Below are 16,464 nucleotides of genomic sequence, written 5' to 3'. Positions count from 1 at the left end.
AAAAATTATTTAATTACAGCCAAGGAACCACGTTTTAAGCCAGATACTAAGGTTATTGTTATACATGGATCAACCGGTTACCCAACATATATTTCTGATAAGGCACCAACGGCCGGACGTATCTAAAAAGGGATTTTTTAATCAGCAGCAAGCCGGTCAATTTTTAAAAAATTACGATACCAGCGCCATCGAACAGCTCGTAACCAAACCCGCCGGTTTGCCCTACGAACACGTTACGCAGGTATTTTGCAGTAATTTGCCACGGGCTAAGCAAACCGCCCGGGCTATTTTTGGCCCCGGGGTAACATTAATCGAAGATGCCCTATTTAACGAATTTCAGCGCCAGGTTTTTCGGGTACCAAAAATTAAATTCCCGATTAAATTCTGGCTGTACGGCGCTCGGATACTATGGCTGTTAGGATTAAACAACAAAGGCTTGGAAACTTTTGGTCAGGCCCGGAAACGCGCGCGTAAAGCCGCGCTAAAATTAGGGCAGCAAGCCGCTACAGACGGTAAAGTAGTGCTGGTAGCTCACGGATTTTTAAATTTTTTTGTGCGGCGCGCTTTACAGAAAATGGGTTGGCGGGTAGTCCGCGCCGATGGCGGCGGATTTTTGGGAGTTACGGAGTTGGTGAAAAAATCCGGAAAGTAGCTAACATTAGCTGTTATAAGTTACTGTTAGGTAAGCCAAAGCAAAGTAGTTTCTGATACTTGATACCTACTACCTGATACAATCTGCTTGCATTAACTCCGCGATACTTTACCTTTTAAATCCCAGTGGCTTGATGCAATCTGGTCGGAGTTGGGAACGCGTTTTATGGTGCGCACGTAGCGTTCGCCGGTAATGGCTCCATCCGGGCGGCGCTTGCCAATAAATAAGGTTATTGGTTCGCCCAGTTCGTTGGTAATATAAGTAAGATCCAGGCCTTGGTAGGTATCATCGAGGCGACTGTCCGGGGCAAAGCGTTTGTTTAGTTTCTCGGCTAGTTTTTTATTTAAGGGCATAAGCTAATTTTTTAAATTTTCGGGCCGTTTGCTGCTTAAAAGACGTCTCAGGCTTGCGTGTATTCCTGAAAAATGAGCAGTGCTTCACTGTCCGAAGCTTCTACAATTTCATCAATCACCTGCTGGATTTCGGCCTCCGTCCAGTTAGCTTTTTCGGCCGCCTTTACAAACACGCTTAGCGCTTCGAACTTGCCCGCTTCAATGGGTAAAATAGCGGTTACTTTTTTACGGATACGCATAGTCAATAATTTAAAAAATACTTCTCAGCGATACTCCCTTACGGAGCTTTGCCCGAACAGTTTGCCCGTTAAAGGTACATGCATTTGTTAAAACCAAATTAAATTAATTATAAGGAACGGGTAAAACACTCCGGATAAATAAAAATTAGTTTTTTCAAAGGTTATTACTTACTAAGTGATTCAGTAGTAGTTAGGTATAATCCAATTGTGGGCTGCTTCTGATGAAGGATTAAGGCTAAATAAATCAGGTAAATACAAAACAGGAACTTACTGAAATGGGGTGTCGTTAAAACCTCAACCTAAAAGATATCCTGCAAAAAGTTAATGAATCTTGATTATTTCCATATATTTCGGCTTATTCAAAACAATTTTGTTCTTTATCTTTTATTTAATGGTAATAATCAGGCTTACCTGAATTTAGGCATTTTCAAATCAGGTAAAATATTTAAATTTGCTCAGAATTCTGTTCTTTAATTTAGTGCTATTGTTCTAGGTGCATGCTAAAATAAGTAACAATCCGTTTCCTATTCTGAGCGTAATGGCCGGCGGCAGCTAAATAGAATAAAAGGCAGATAGCGCTTTTTGTAACCACCCGAGGAGTTGCAAAATTTTTAAGTACCCCATAACAGGATGGCCAAATTTACCGATAAATTTTTCTTACAATCCATTCGCCGGAAGGTAATCGCCGCTTTTTTAATCGGCGCTATTGCCATTGGCTTATCCTGGGTGGTTACCCGGGTGGGCTTCGAAGAAATGCTTTTTACGGTGAATAAATTATCTACCCCGAACGAGAAATTAAAAGTAGTTAACAATCTTTTTCAGTCTATTACCCAGCTCGACCAGCTCCAACGGGTGCAGGCTATTAAAAACCCCAACCAACCGTACGCGGCTTTTAAAAAAGAATCGGAGTACCTGCTGCAAACCCTGGACACGCTGCGCGACTTAAGTACCAGCAATCCCTTGCAAGTGCGGCGGTTAGATTCCATGGAAACTATTTTGCGCTCGCGGGATAAACTTTTCATGAGTTATTTAAAACTGCGGAAAGATTTAGTGCACAACGAAGCGCTCTCGCGGCGCATACAGGGCGTATCGAAGTACATTGCCAAAAACAACAAGCCCAAGGTAGACACCAGCATTGTTATTACCAACCAGCGGTACGTAACCACCACCACGGTACCCAACGCCGATACCCTGCAACCCCTGGTAGTTAAGAAAAAGCCGAGAAAATCTTTTTTCAGCCGCTTATTTGGCAGCCGCAAAGAAGAACCGGTAATTCCGGCTTTAAAACAGGTAGAAGAAGAGCTTAAAATACAAGTAGATACGCTGGCCGTTGCCAAGCAGGATAGTTCTATCTGGAAAATTCAAAAAATGATGCGCCGCATGGAGCGTGAGCAGCACGACCGTACCACCAAACTCCTGAACCGCGAACTGGCTTTAATTCATACCAACAACCAGCTGCATACCCAGTTGCTGGCTATTCTGCACGTAATAGAAGCCGAAGAAATTAACCTGGATAAGCAAAACAGCCAGCAGGCTACGGAAGTGGTGCGGGCCAGCATTAGCCGCATGAACGGCATTATGGTGGTTTTCTTCGCGGTAGCGGCTTTTCTGGCCTATTTAATTTTAATTGATATTGCCCGCAGCCACCAGTACCGGAAACAATTAATTGCCGCCAAAGAAGAAGCCGAACACCTGGGGCAGGTAAAACAACGCTTTCTGGCCAACATGAGTCACGAAATCCGAACGCCTTTGCAGGCCATTATTGGTTTTGCCGAACAGGTGCACCAGCAACCGCAGCCCAAACGGGAAGCTCTGGACGCTATTTACCGGTCCGCGGAACATTTACTCCAGATTGTAAACGAAGTACTCGATTACAGCCGCATTACTTCCGGTAAGTTTACTTTTGAAGACCAGGTGTTTAACATGCACCAGGTGATTGCCGACGTGATTAATACCATGCGGGTACCCGCTGAGCAGAAATCCTTGGCTTTAATTTTAAAAAGTACAATACCCACCTCTTTGTTTGTTTCCGGTGATGCTTTCCGGCTGCGGCAAGTATTGTATAACCTGTTGGGGAATGCCATTAAGTTTACGCATACCGGTAGCGTTATGCTGCAAGTAGATTGTGCGCCCGGTAAAGGACTCGTGGATATAACTTTTTCGGTGATAGATACGGGCATTGGCATACCGGCTCCGGAGCTGGAACGTATTTTTTACCTATTTGAGCAAGCCGATGCGTCGGTTGTGCGTACCCACGGGGGTACCGGCCTGGGCTTAAGTATTGCCAAAACCTTGGTCGAAAGTCAGAATGGTACCATTGAGGTAGGCAGTGAGCCGGGCGTAGGATCTTGTTTTGTGGTGAAAATGCCTTTTGCGCTTGCCATGGCCCCCGTAGCGGCAGCGCCGGAATTACCCGCCAGCCAACCGCTTAAATTTATCGCGCCGGGTAACCCCAGCGGTAAGGTTTTAGTGGTAGACGATGATGCCTTTATCTTACAGCTTTGCAGCACTATTTTAAATAAATTTAATATTTTAAATACCTGTACGTCCGATGCCGCAGCGGTACTAAACCAGCCTTGGGATCCTACCATTAAACTGGTTTTAATGGATATCCGGATGCCCGAAATAAATGGCCTGGAGCTTTGCCGGGGTTTGCGGCAAAAAGTAGGCAAGCTCGTTAAAATGGTGGCGCTTACCGCCCAGGCTTTGCCAGAAGAACGGGAAATCATTTTGGCCGAAGGTTTCGACGGCATTTTAATGAAGCCTTTCCGGGAGCCGGAACTACTCGCCTGGATCAATGACCAACATATTATTGGCGGCGGCATTACTCCGGAACCAACACCGGCACTGGCACTTCCAACAGCCGAACTGGATTTATCTTTGTTAACAAAAATGACCGGCAACGACGAAGAGCAATTACGAGCTATTTTAAATCAGTTTATCTGGGATTCGGAACAGGATCTGGACGAGCTGGAAATAAGCCTGGAAGAAGAAGCGCCGGAATCCGTGGCCGAATTAGTTCATCGCTTAGCGGGCCGTACCGGCCAGGTGGGCGCCCCAGATTTAGCGGGGCGTTTACGCCAAATAGAAGTAGCCCTCAACAACCAACAACCTTTATCCACGGTAATGCCCGACCTGGTTCCTTTACAGCAGGAGTTAAAAGAGCTTAACAAGAAAATCAAGCAAAAGATAAAAAGCCTGGAAACCGTGCCGGTAAAATAGTTTTTTTAAAATTTTTCCTATCCCTCCAGGTTATACTTGGCTAATTTCAGGTACAAAGTTTTCCGGTCGATGTTTAACAGGCGGGCCGCTTTGGATTTATTGTATTTTACTTCTTGTAAGGTTTTGTAAATCAGTTCGCGTTCGTTGGCTTCCTGCAGGGCTTTTAAATCCGGACTATCGGTTTTAGGGGCTTCGTGGATGGTTTGTTCCATTTCTTCGGGTAAGGTTTCCAGGCCGGCCATTTCGCCGGGCGACAAGAGCACTGCCCGTTTCACCACGTTTTTTAGCTCGCGCAAATTACCCGGCCAATGGTATTCCCGAAAAATAGCCATTACTTCCGGCGAAAAAGTTTGCACATTCCGGTTTAGTTCCTGGTTGGCCAAAGCAATAAAGTGAGCCACAAATTCTTCTAAATCAGCTTCCCGGTCGCGCAAGGCGGGTACTTTAATTTTAAATTCGTTTAAACGGTGGTACAAATCTTCGCGGAAATCGCCGTTTTTTACGCTGTTGGCTAAGTCGTCGTTGGTAGCGGTAATTACCCGCACATCTACGTTTACTTGCTTGTTACTCCCTAGCGGTTGAATAATCCGTTCCTGCAGGGCCCGTAATAACTTTACCTGAATATCGTAGGTAAGATTACCCACTTCATCCAGAAAAATAGTGCCGCCGTGGGCGGTTTCAAACAAGCCTTGCTTATCGTTGGTAGCCCCGGTAAAAGCGCCTTTTACGTGCCCGAACAATTCGCTGTTGGCTATTTCCCCGGAAATGGCGCCGCAATCGACGGCCACAAAAGGGGCTTCGCCCCGCTTGCTTTGCTGGTGAGTGGTGCGCGCCACGTATTCTTTACCGGTGCCGCTTTCGCCCTGCACAATCACCGACATATCCGTAGGCGCTACCAGTTGAATAAATTCGTGTAATTGTTTGGAAGCAGAACTGTGGCCGGCGATAAATAGCGACGTATTGCTGCTTTTACTTTTAGCGGTATCGCTCTCCAGAGGCAACACTTCCTTAATGACCATGAGCAACTCGTCAGGGTTAACGGGTTTGGTAATATAATCAATGGCCCCCAGCCGCATGGCCCGGACCGCCGTGCCCACGTCCTGAAAGCTGGTCATCATAATGCCGGGTATTGCCGCCGGCAGGTTCCGGATAAATTCTAAAATTTCAAAACCGGTACCATCGGGTAACCGGTAATCCATGAGTACGAGTTGGTATGGTTGGTTGCCTAATAATTTAATACCGTCTTTAATCCGGTGAGCTACGTTTACTTCAAAGCCTTGTTTTTTTAAAAAGCCTTCCAGTATCAGCGCAAAGGTTAAATCATCTTCTATCACTAATATTTTTGCCATGCCTTATTGGAATACGTGGAAGCTGTAAAAATAAAAAAAAGCCGGGTATTTCCCGGCTTTTCTTTGTGGTTGCAATAAGGTTGGACTTGTTAAAGGCTTTTAGATTTATTTAACTGGTTTACCGTCTTTACCTAATTTAACAGTGCCTATTTGGTTGGCTTGTTTTAACTCAATGGAGTAGTACTCTTTACCGGTAGTAGCATCGGTTACTAATTGCGCGGCAGAAGGAGTCCAGGTTTTTAATTTTTCGCTGGCCAGCGTGGCTTTAACCGGAGCAGGCAGTTCTTCCAGGGCTACCGTTGTTCCGGCCGGAGCAGCAGGGGTAGCAGCAGTACCAGCGGCCGTTCCGGCAGCACCCGTAGCAGCAGTTCCCGTGGCAGCGCCGGTACCAACACCCGTAGCGCTAGTGCCTGGTGTAGTAGTGGTGCCAGCAGCGGTTCCTTCCTGCGTACCGCTTGCCGTACCTGTTTGCGTTCCAGATTGAGTAGTACCTGGCGTCGTGCTGGGGGTAGTAGTTTGGGTTGCGGTTCCAGACTGACCACCAGTAGTAGTTTGAGCATTAGCAGATACAGCGCCTAATAGAAACAGGGAAAAAGCGGATACAACAATTTTCTTCATAATAGTAATTTTAAGCTATTTAACATTAATTGGTGTATCCCCTTGTTCGAAAGCTGTGCCAGAAACCTTTATAATTAGTTAATATACTAAAAATCAATTAATTATGTAAATTTGAATTTTTAGATGTAAAAAATAATTTGGGGAATATTTCCGCACTTTGGGCAATAGAGCTGGGTAATAGGTACCACAGATTAATGCCTAAACTGCTTTTGGCTACACCACCAACTGCCTGCTTTTAAAATTTTCGGTTTACCGGGAATAACATATTATATTTTAGTTAAATGTGCGGCCGGCATTATTTTCAAATACCTAGACCACTTACCTTCGGTAGAAATAAGCTACAAAAAGATGAAACAAGCGACATGCATTATTGCCGGCCACCACAACAGTCCACGAAAACTGCTACCATTAAAAGCGGAGGGTGCAAAGCCGGCAGGTAATTTTGCAAATCTGATCTATTGGCAATACCTGAGTTTGGTTTACCAACTAAATAAAGAAGATGAGTTGGACAAAACGGTGTACCAGGACGAAATGATGGATGACGAACCGGATGATGCATTTGACAACGAAGAAGAAAATGCCGGCAATAATTACGAAGAAGATTATGAGTTTGATTACCACCGGCACAAATAAGCCTTACCGCAAACAAGCTTAAAAGCGGTAATAACATCCATTCTGTTAACGCTATTAAGCCCGTTTTTTTAAATTTCTAATAAGAAGCTAGCTTCTTTTAACAAATTGTTGCTAGTAATTACTTAAACTTTCCTTTCAGCATAGCCAGTTTCGCAGCAAAATCGTTTTGCGGTTCTTCTTCGCGTTTATTTTTATCGCCTTTTTTACCGGAGCCCGCTCCACCAGCTGGCTTTGCGGCACTAGGTTCGGTTTTTAAGGACAAGGAAATACGCTTACGCGCGGCATCTACTTCCAAAACGGTAACTTCTACCCGTTGACCCACTTTCACCACTTCGTGCGGATTGCTTACAAAGCGGTCGGATAAATGACTCACGTGTACTAAACCGTCCTGGTGTACGCCGATATCCACGAAGGCCCCAAAAGCGGTTACGTTGGTAATAATGCCGGGTAACTTCATGCCGGTCCGTAAATCATTGATTTCGTTTACGCCTTCGGTAAACGAGAACGCCTCAAAACTTTCGCGCGGGTCGCGGCCGGGTTTAGCCAGCTCGCTCATAATATCCTGGAGCGTAGGCAAACCAACCGTGTCGGTTACGTAATTTTTTAAATTTATTTGCTTGCGCAGCTCCGGCTTTTTCATCAGGTCGGTGACGGTAGTGCCTAAGTCTTTCGCCATGCGTTCTACCAGTTCGTAGCGTTCGGGGTGCACGGCGCTGGCATCCAGCGGGTTTTTAGCGTGGCGGATGCGCAAGAAACCGGCGGCTTGTTCAAAAGCTTTGTCGCCTAAACGCGGTACTTTTTTCAGTTCGGCGCGCGTACGGAACGGGCCGTTTTGGTTGCGGTATTCCACAATGTTTTGCGCCAGGCTCGGACCTAAGCCCGATACGTAGGTTAATAATTGCTTACTGGCGGTATTTACTTCTACACCCACGGCGTTTACCGAACTCATCACTACATCGTCCAGAGAATGTTTCAAAGCAAACTGGTCGACGTCGTGCTGGTATTGACCCACACCAATGCTTTTAGGATCGAGTTTTACCAGTTCGGCCAATGGGTCCATTAAACGACGACCAATAGAAACAGCACCCCGCACGGTAACATCATGGTCCGGAAATTCTTCGCGGGCTACATCCGAGGCCGAGTAAATAGAAGCGCCGCTTTCGTTTACCATTACCACGGCAATGGTATTGGGTAAGCCCAAGCCGCGCACAAAGGTTTCGGTTTCGCGGCTGGCGGTGCCGTTGCCAATGGCAATAGCTTCTACTTCGTATTTGGAGGCTAAATATTTAACGGTACTGGCCGCTTCCTGGGCCTGGCGGGCGCCGGTGTGCGGATACACGTTTTCGTTGTGCAGTAATTTGCCTTGTTTGTCCAGTACCACCAGCTTACAACCCGTCCGAAAACCCGGGTCCAGGGCCAAAACGGTTTTCTGGCCCAGCGGAGCCGAGAGTAATAATTGCCGTAAATTATCGGCGAATACCCGAATCGCTTCTTCGTCGGCGCGCTTCTTCGACAGCATCCGGATTTCGGTTTCCATCGAGAGCTTCAGCATGCGTTTGTAGGCGTCTTTGGTGGCTATTTTTACCTGCTGAGCCGCTTCGTTACTGCCTTTCACGAATAGGCTTTCGAGCAGTTCAATGGCTTCTTCTTCCTCGGGTTGCGCGTTGAGCATCAAAATCATTTCGTTTTCGCCGCGGCGCATAGCCAATACGCGGTGCGAAGGGGCTTTCTCGATGGGTTCTTCCCACTCAAAATAATCTTTGTATTTCTGGCCTTCTTCTTCCTTGCCCACCATCACGCGGCTTTTGAACATGCCTTTCTTTTCGAACAAGTTCCGCATGCGGGCCCGAGCATCGGGATTTTCGTTAATCCACTCGGCTATAATATCGCGGGCACCAGCTAAGGCTTCTTCGGTGTCTTTTACTTCTTTTTCTTCGCTGATGTATTGCTGGGCTTCGGCGGTTACGTCAAATTTCTCTTGTTCAAATAAACGCTGGGCCAATGGCTCCAAACCTTTTTCGCGGGCAATGGTGGCTTTGGTGCGGCGCTTGGGTTTGTAAGGCAAATAAATATCTTCGAGCACCGCCATGGTTTCGGCGGCGTTAATTTGGGCCTCGAGTTCGGGAGTTAGTTTTTGTTGCTCCCGGATGGATTTGAGAATGGCTTCGCGGCGTTTATCCAGTTCGCGGAGCTGTTCCATGCGGTCGCGGATGCCCGCCACGGCTACTTCGTCTAAAGAGCCGGTAACTTCTTTGCGGTAACGCGAAATAAAAGGCACGGTAGCGCCTTCGTCTAATAATTCTACGGTTGCTTGTACTTGCTTGATGCTGATACGCAGCTCGGTGGCAATTTTAAGGTAATTTCTAATCAGTTCTTCCATGCGGCACTAGGCTTCGGGTTATACCGTTCAAATTTACACCGTAAAAACCGGAAGGCAAAGCCAGGAAGGGGATTGTGTATTTAGAAAGATTTTGGTATGGGTGAGGGAGTGATTATATATAATTATATAATTATTTGTTTATAAGAAATTGGACTATCAATTTTTAATGCTTTAATTGCTATAAATAACTAAAATAATGACTGCAATAATCGGTGTTTTGAATAAGTCTGCTGTTGCTCTTGCTGCTGATAGTGCCTCAACAGTGAGTGGTGGAGAAGTAAATAAAGTCTACAATAATGCAAATAAAATATTCAATCTTGCTTCCAATTACCCAGTTGGTATAAGTATATATAATTCTGCCGAATTCATGGGTATACCATGGGAAACAATCATAAAAATGTATAAGAAAGAATTAGGAACACGGAATTTTCCTAATCTCTTTGAATATGCGAATGACTTTATTACTTATTTAAATAAAATCAAGTTAAGAGTTAATACTTACGATGTAGAATTATATTTAAATACAACTATTTTTAATGTAGTTAAAAGTATACATGAAGTAGCAAGCACTGAATTTGAAGATACTTTCCCTGATAAAAGCCAAATTGATGTAAACCAGGAGTTTAATAATATTTTAGTTAATATAATTCAGCGGAATATTCAGAGTATTAATAATACTAATACTCTAATTGAGTTTATTGATTATACACAAGAAATGTTTTTAGCTGCTTATGAAGTTAATATTGTTACTTATATTAATAATTTATATAGTAGTGTAAACCTAAGTCTTGCAGAAACCTCTCTTATAGCATTTAAAGAATTTATCTATTTAAATATTGTCAAAGATATATTTGACAATCCATATTCTGGTATTATTATTACCGGGTTTGGAGAAGATGATGTGTTTCCTAAATTAAGGTCATATATAATTGGAGGTATTATAGATCATCGGATTAGGTATAAACTGTCGGAAGATGTTATTATAAGTACTCAAAATACCGGAGCTATAACTCCATTTGCACAAGTTGACATAATTTCAACTTTTTTAAAAGGTATAGATCCATTTATTATAAATAATATAACTGCCGGGTTTAAAACTATTCTAGATATTTATAATGTAGATATTGAAAATGCTATTCCTACAAATACAGATAGTAATGCCATAAAGGCTATACTTAATACAACACCTGCTCTTATAGATAAATTTAAAAAAATTGTTGACGAGGTTTGTAACGAAAGAAATTTGTTTCCTATATTGAGAACAATAGGTACTTTATCTAAAGAAGATTTAACTGAGATGGCAGAATCTTTGATAGATTTGACTTATTTAAAAAGAAGGGTTAGCTTTGAGGAAGAATCTGTAGGTGGTCCTGTAGATGTTGCAGTAATAACCAAAGGGGATGGTTTCGTATGGATTAAGCGTAAACATTACTTTAAACCTGAAATGAACCTTAATTATTTAGCTAGCGTATTTAATCAAAGGAATACATAAAATTAATTATAAAGCAATGGAAACATTAAAAATGGTTGGTACTTATTCTAAAAGGGATAGTGGTAAAGCTACAAAAGGCCATTTTGTTGCTTCTTCTGTTCGTTCTAATGATAAGATTACTGAACACTCAACTGTAAAGGATATTCAAAAAATTCTTTCGACTGAAGTAAAGAAGATACTTGAAAGTGCTAAATAACATTAGTGGTTAAATATACAAAAGGGAGCTAAGAAAGCTCCCTTTTTGATTTTATTACATTTCGCTCCGCGGACACTTACAATTTGCGTAAGCTCCCATATAAGATGCAGGTGGTTAAGCATAATAACAAATCCGTATACTATTATCTTCTTTTCTGCTGCCAGAAACCGCAAGAAGTTTAGAATGACTTCTTTGTATTTATCTGGTTTAAGTAGAGTTTTCCAGTGTAGAATAGTGGCGGTGTAAAAATAGATTTTCCCCAGCTCCTAGCTTGGAAGTAACGATAGAATGAAGAAAGTGTTTGTGAAGACACAAACACGGGCAGGGGTGCTAAAATCGTTTATGATGCCATTAACAGGTTTATTAAAATTCCAAATTTGACAAAATTTTTATTGTCAAATTTTTTAACAAAATTTTTATTGTTAAGGTAGGGATTAATACAGCAACAAATTTCTACGCCCGCGTTTGTGTCTTCACAAACGGGTTTACACCATTCATAAACCAGGCAGAAAAATAAAGCAGTCTAATTTCTCACTCCAACTTTTTATCTTCCTGCTTGGTCTTCTCCATGGCTTCCGGTTCTATTTCTTCGGCGCTCTTATTTAATTTAATAAACACGCCCCAAGCCACCAGCAGCACACCCGCGGCAATGCCGATAGAAGCGGCTTGCGGCAACTGTTCCGGATTTTTATAGGCCAGTTTAAAAATAGTAATTAAGCACTCAATAGAGAGGGCCACAATGATGACTACTAAGAACCGGGATAGAAATCGCCGGACCCGGGTGGGAGCGCTCACGTGCGCCTCGCGCCGTACTTCTTCTTCCAAGATGGTTTGCCCGAGTTCGAGGGCTACTACGGCAATAGTTAATAAGCCAATGCTTTCCAGAATAGAATTGAACCGGGTTCGCAGGTCTATAGTAGCGTTGGGGTGAATGCCCTGCCACAACTCGGTTACGCCGAAGAAAATTAAACTAAAGGCGCAGCAGATCAGCAGAAAAATAATGAACGAATACCCAACAGCGAGAACTTTCCCGATTAGTTTATACATAGATTTTTAATTTATAAATTACGAAACCTCCACGGGGTTATTCAATGTAGTAAGAATCACTAACATTCCGGGGAGATTATAAGAAAACGTATAATTCTGTCGAAGGTGCATCGCCTTGGTTTAAGTTAATACTAAATTATGCTTTTCAGCGGCTGCAATTCGCCCGATTTCTACACAAGTTATTTAAGCAGATGTTTCTGGGTTAAGGATAACTGCGGGAGATAAATAAAGCGAGCCAGGTTCTATGCTGGTATTTATAAGGTATAGGCGTAGGTACACAAATAATGGCTTAAGAGGTAATTGGCAGTATTTGCTTTGTTACAAATAATGAAAATTTAAGATAATCGCATTTAAAGCTACGATCTGGCTATGTACAGATAATCCGGCCACTAAAGGAAGCTGTTGCTAAATTAAAATAATTAGTTTTACTTGAGTAGTATCACATTTCTTTATTTCAGCGACAAACGGGTTCTATGGCTATACGGAGCAATTCAGCAGCAGCAATTACGGGTTCCACCGAGGCCCCCGCTTATCAACCCAACCGCCTGAAAGCCATCATCAGCGGTTCGATGGGCAATTTGGTGGAGTGGTACGATTGGTACGCGTACTCGGCTTTTTCCATTTATTTTGCGCCAGTGTTTTTCCCCAAGAGCAGTGCCACGGCCCAGCTTTTAAATACAGCGGGTATTTTTGCGGTAGGCTTTCTCATGCGTCCCATTGGCGGATGGTTGTTTGGCCGCCTGGCCGACCGAGCGGGGCGCAAGTTTGCCATGACGCTTTCGGTGCTGCTGATGTCGTTTGGGTCTTTGCTGATTGCAGTTACGCCTGCTTACGAGGCTATTGGGGTGCTAGCGGCTGTTTTGCTTTTATTTGCCCGTTTGCTGCAAGGTTTAAGCGTAGGTGGCGAGTACGGGACTTCGGCTACCTATTTAAGCGAAATGGCTACAACTAAGCGGCGGGGTTTTTATTCCAGCTTTCAGTACGTTACCCTAATTGGCGGGCAGTTGATTGCTTTGGGCATTCAGTTACTTTTGCAGCAGTTCTTTTTAACCGAAGCCCAATTGCATGCCTGGGGTTGGCGCATCCCGTTTGTGATGGGCGCCGGTTTATCGTTAACGGCGCTGTATCTGCGCAGCCACATGCCGGAATCAGTGGCTTTTAACCCGGAAAAAGGTACGGCTGTACTGAAAAAGAACGGCACCATTAAGCAACTCTTGCAGCACCCCAAAGCCGTAGCGATAGTGGTTGGCCTCACCCTGGGCGGTACCATTGCTTTTTACACCTACAGCACCTACATGCAAAAATTTCTGGTAAATACCGTACACCTCAGCAAAAGCCAGTCTACGCAAATAACGTTTGTATCGCTGTTGATTTATGCGGCCCTGCAGCCGCTTTTTGGTTTACTCTCCGACCATATTGGCCGTAAGCCTTTACTGATTGGGTTTGGGCTGTTCGGTACTTTGGCCACCGTGCCTTTGCTTACCACTTTAAGCCAGACTACCAGCCAATGGCAAGCTTTCGGGCTGATTATGCTGGCTCTGCTGATTGTTAGCGGGTATACGTCCATCAATGCGGTGGTGAAAGCGGAGTTGTTCCCGACTGAAATCCGGGCCTTGGGCGTAGGTTTTCCGTATTCCGTAACGGTGGCTCTTTTTGGCGGAACCGCCGAGTACGTGGCGCTTCGTTTTAAAAATGCCGGTAACGAAAGCTATTTTTACTGGTACGTTACGGGTTGTATCTTTATTTCCCTGTTGGTATACCTCACCATGCGCGATACCAAACACAACTCCCTCCTGGATGCTGCCTCCTGATGGCTGCTGATTTCGTTTGTCAGGTCTCCATTTAAAAATGTACTTACCAGCTCCCCGGATAAGCTTATATTTACTAAAAGTTAATCAATCCAGTCATAATGCTTTTATTTAATACGAACGGAATAACTGCTCCTTCTTTCGTGTTACATCACCGGACACTTTACTCCAATGAGCTGTATCAAAACCGGACAATTTTTTTAAATTTTATACCTGTTTACAGGTTAAATATCTGAAATTAAGGGTTTTATAGGTTTGGCATTTTTATTTCTTTACTCCAACCCAAGAAAAAGACTATTTATTAATAAATACAACAATGGATGTTTTAATTAAGAAAAAGAAGTGGACAACGCAACGGATTGTGAGCCTGGCTATGGGCGCCTTGGTAGTGGTGCTGGTAGGCGCTTCTTATTTTTCGACCAGCGGCAAAGCCAAATTAAACGTTGATACGAATAAAATCACCATTAGCAGTGTTACCAAGGGCAATTTTCAGGAATTTATTCCCCTGGATGGTATCGTGCTCCCCATTAAAACCATTTACCTCGATGCGACCGAAGGCGGTACGGTTCAAAAGATTTTAGTGGAAGATGGTGCTACGTTAAAAGAAGGTACGCCCATCGTGCAGTTGGCCAACACCGATTTGCAACTCGAAATGATGAACCGCGAAACGGCCGTGTTCGACCTGATTAACAACATGAACACCACCCGCAACTTAATGCAGCAAAACCGCATCACCCAACTCAACCAGTTGGCCGATATTGATTATAACCTGCGCGACGCCGAGCGTTTATACGTAATGAACAAAAAGCTCTACGAAGAAAAAGTAGTGCCCCAACAAGAATTTCTGCAAGCCAAATACAAATACGATTACCAGGTCCGGAAACGCCAGTTAACCATGCGCACCTTAAAGCAGGATTCGTTGAACATGCACCAGCAATTGGGCCAGATGAAAGAATCGGTGGAGCGCATGCAAAACAACCTGGCTTTGATGCGCAAGAAAATGGATGATTTAATGGTAAAAGCGCCCGTAGACGGCCAGATCACTTCGCTTAACGCCGAAATAGGCGAATCCAAAACCCGCGGCCAGCGCCTGGGCCAGATCGACGTGTTGGATGGTTTTAAAGTACGCGCCAATATTGATGAGCATTACATTTCGCGGGTATTTACCGGCCAAAAAGCTACCTTTTCTTTTGCCGGTAAAGATTACGACTTAAACGTGAAAAAAGTATTTACCCAGGTTACCAACGGCCAGTTTCAGGTAGATATGGAATTTGTGGGCGAAGTACCCAAAGGTATCCGGCGCGGCCAATCGTTGCAATTACGCTTAGCTTTATCCGACCAAACCCAGGCGGTATTGGTACCGCGGGGCGGCTTTTACCAGAAGACCGGCGGCAACTGGATTTTTAAAATTGATGAAAACGGCAATAAAGCTTATAAAACCGAAATCCGGTTGGGCCGCCAGAATCCGGAATATTTTGAAGTCGTGTCGGGCCTGAGTCCGGGCGACAAAGTGGTAACCTCGAGCTACGAAAACTACGAAGACATGGGCGAACTGGTAATTAACGAAGAAAAAGAATAGGCCGCATTTTTTAAAAAAGGGCTGTGCCTGTCCGTAATTTATAAAGTACAAGCACCAAAATAAACCTTAAATTGAAAGCGGCACCTCCCGTCCGGTTTTCAGGGAAGGTGCCCTTTAAGGTGGAAGGGTAAAAAATTAAAATTTAAAAATATTAATAACTCCTACTTATGATTACTATCTCGAACCTCGAAAAAGTGTACCGCACCGAAGAAGTGGAAACGAAAGCTCTGAATAAAGTCTCGTTCGTGATTAACGAAGGAGAGTTTGTAGCCATTATGGGGCCTTCGGGTTGCGGTAAATCAACCTTGTTAAACATTCTGGGTTTACTCGACCAGCCCGACGGCGGCAGCTTTCAGTTTCTGGGGCAAGAAATAGCTACCTTTTCGGAACGGCAGCGGGCCGAGTTGCGCAAGAAAAACATTGGTTTTGTGTTCCAGAGTTTTAACCTGATTGATGAGTTAACCGTGTTCGAGAACGTGGAATTACCTTTAATTTACCTGGGCGTAAGCGCTGCCGAACGGAAGCAAAAAGTAGAAGCCGTACTCGAGAAAATGCAGATCATGCACCGCCGCAACCACTTTCCGCAGCAGCTTTCGGGTGGTCAGCAGCAACGGGTAGCCGTGGCCCGGGCCGTTATTCAAAAACCCCGTTTAATTCTGGCGGATGAGCCGACCGGTAACCTGGACTCCAGCAATGGTAACGAGGTAATGGAACTGCTTACCGACTTAAACGAAAACGGTACCACGGTAATCATGGTAACGCACTCCGAGCACGACGCCCGCTATGCGCACCGCATCCTGCGCCTGCTCGACGGCGAGGTAGTACTCGAAAACATAAAGGAGCAATTCTCCGGCGTATAAGTTTTAATTCTTTTTTATTTTCCAACTTAGTTTAAC

Annotated in this window: 14 protein-coding genes; 8 read left to right on the top strand and 6 right to left on the bottom strand. The window is 44.2% G+C overall.

Going from position 1 to position 16,464, the window contains the following annotated elements:
* The first annotated feature begins 64 nt into the window (after positions 1 to 64).
* Complete coding sequence (locus AHMF7616_RS20655) at positions 65 to 652, top strand: histidine phosphatase family protein (RefSeq protein ID WP_115374612.1); 588 nt, start codon at positions 65 to 67, stop codon at positions 650 to 652.
* 92 nt (positions 653 to 744) lie between these two features.
* Here the strand turns inward: AHMF7616_RS20655 and AHMF7616_RS20650 are convergent, their stop codons facing one another.
* Positions 745 to 1,005, bottom strand: a complete 261-nt coding sequence (locus AHMF7616_RS20650; protein WP_115374611.1) for a hypothetical protein — start codon at positions 1,003 to 1,005, stop codon at positions 745 to 747.
* 47 nt (positions 1,006 to 1,052) lie between these two features.
* Positions 1,053 to 1,244, bottom strand: a complete 192-nt coding sequence (locus AHMF7616_RS20645) for a hypothetical protein (protein ID WP_115374610.1) — start codon at positions 1,242 to 1,244, stop codon at positions 1,053 to 1,055.
* 630 nt (positions 1,245 to 1,874) lie between these two features.
* Between AHMF7616_RS20645 and AHMF7616_RS20640 the strand changes: the two genes are divergently transcribed.
* Positions 1,875 to 4,466: a hybrid sensor histidine kinase/response regulator gene (locus AHMF7616_RS20640; protein WP_115374609.1), complete on the top strand. Its 2,592-nt coding sequence runs from the start codon at positions 1,875 to 1,877 to the stop codon at positions 4,464 to 4,466.
* A 17-nt stretch (positions 4,467 to 4,483) separates the two neighbouring features.
* On the opposite strand, the gene AHMF7616_RS20635 is transcribed toward AHMF7616_RS20640, so the two are convergent.
* Positions 4,484 to 5,815 carry a sigma-54-dependent transcriptional regulator gene (locus AHMF7616_RS20635; protein WP_115374608.1) on the bottom strand — a complete coding sequence of 444 codons (1,332 nt, stop codon included), beginning with the start codon at positions 5,813 to 5,815 and terminating at the stop codon, positions 4,484 to 4,486.
* A gap of 105 nt (positions 5,816 to 5,920) precedes the next feature.
* Complete coding sequence (locus AHMF7616_RS20630; RefSeq protein WP_115374607.1) at positions 5,921 to 6,433, bottom strand: hypothetical protein; 513 nt, start codon at positions 6,431 to 6,433, stop codon at positions 5,921 to 5,923.
* 348 nt (positions 6,434 to 6,781) lie between these two features.
* On the opposite strand from AHMF7616_RS20630, the gene AHMF7616_RS20625 reads away from it, so the two are divergent.
* A complete protein-coding gene (locus AHMF7616_RS20625; RefSeq protein WP_115374606.1) occupies positions 6,782 to 7,066 on the top strand; it encodes a hypothetical protein in 285 nt (94 codons plus the stop codon).
* A 118-nt stretch (positions 7,067 to 7,184) separates the two neighbouring features.
* Here AHMF7616_RS20625 and AHMF7616_RS20620 read toward each other — a convergent pair whose 3' ends face one another.
* The gene (locus tag AHMF7616_RS20620) at positions 7,185 to 9,446 is read right to left on the bottom strand and encodes a Tex family protein (protein WP_115374605.1); all 2,262 of its coding nucleotides are present in this window, start codon (positions 9,444 to 9,446) and stop codon (positions 7,185 to 7,187) included.
* 196 nt (positions 9,447 to 9,642) lie between these two features.
* On the opposite strand from AHMF7616_RS20620, the gene AHMF7616_RS20615 reads away from it, so the two are divergent.
* Positions 9,643 to 10,938 carry a hypothetical protein gene (locus AHMF7616_RS20615; RefSeq protein ID WP_115374604.1) on the top strand — a complete coding sequence of 432 codons (1,296 nt, stop codon included), beginning with the start codon at positions 9,643 to 9,645 and terminating at the stop codon, positions 10,936 to 10,938.
* A gap of 16 nt (positions 10,939 to 10,954) precedes the next feature.
* Positions 10,955 to 11,134, top strand: a complete 180-nt coding sequence (locus tag AHMF7616_RS20610; RefSeq protein WP_115374603.1) for a hypothetical protein — start codon at positions 10,955 to 10,957, stop codon at positions 11,132 to 11,134.
* Positions 11,135 to 11,665: 531 nt separating this feature from the next.
* On the opposite strand, the gene AHMF7616_RS20605 is transcribed toward AHMF7616_RS20610, so the two are convergent.
* The gene (locus AHMF7616_RS20605; protein ID WP_115374602.1) at positions 11,666 to 12,181 is read right to left on the bottom strand and encodes a hypothetical protein; all 516 of its coding nucleotides are present in this window, start codon (positions 12,179 to 12,181) and stop codon (positions 11,666 to 11,668) included.
* 473 nt (positions 12,182 to 12,654) lie between these two features.
* Here AHMF7616_RS20605 and AHMF7616_RS20600 point away from each other — a divergent pair, with 473 nt between their 5' ends.
* The 3 genes from AHMF7616_RS20600 (at position 12,655) to AHMF7616_RS20590 (ending at position 16,428) form a co-directional block, all read left to right on the top strand.
* A complete protein-coding gene (locus AHMF7616_RS20600) occupies positions 12,655 to 13,992 on the top strand; it encodes an MFS transporter (protein ID WP_115374601.1) in 1,338 nt (445 codons plus the stop codon).
* Between the two features lie 313 nt (positions 13,993 to 14,305).
* On the top strand, positions 14,306 to 15,568 hold the full coding sequence (locus AHMF7616_RS20595; RefSeq protein WP_115374600.1) for an efflux RND transporter periplasmic adaptor subunit: 1,263 nt from the start codon (positions 14,306 to 14,308) through the stop codon (positions 15,566 to 15,568).
* 167 nt (positions 15,569 to 15,735) lie between these two features.
* Positions 15,736 to 16,428: an ABC transporter ATP-binding protein gene (locus AHMF7616_RS20590; RefSeq protein ID WP_115374599.1), complete on the top strand. Its 693-nt coding sequence runs from the start codon at positions 15,736 to 15,738 to the stop codon at positions 16,426 to 16,428.
* Positions 16,429 to 16,464 lie beyond the last annotated feature (36 nt).

It is taken from the genome of Adhaeribacter pallidiroseus (genome assembly GCF_003340495.1).
GTDB classification, from domain to species: Bacteria; Bacteroidota; Bacteroidia; order Cytophagales; family Hymenobacteraceae; genus Adhaeribacter; species Adhaeribacter pallidiroseus.
This window is presented reverse-complemented; position numbering and strand designations above follow the sequence as displayed.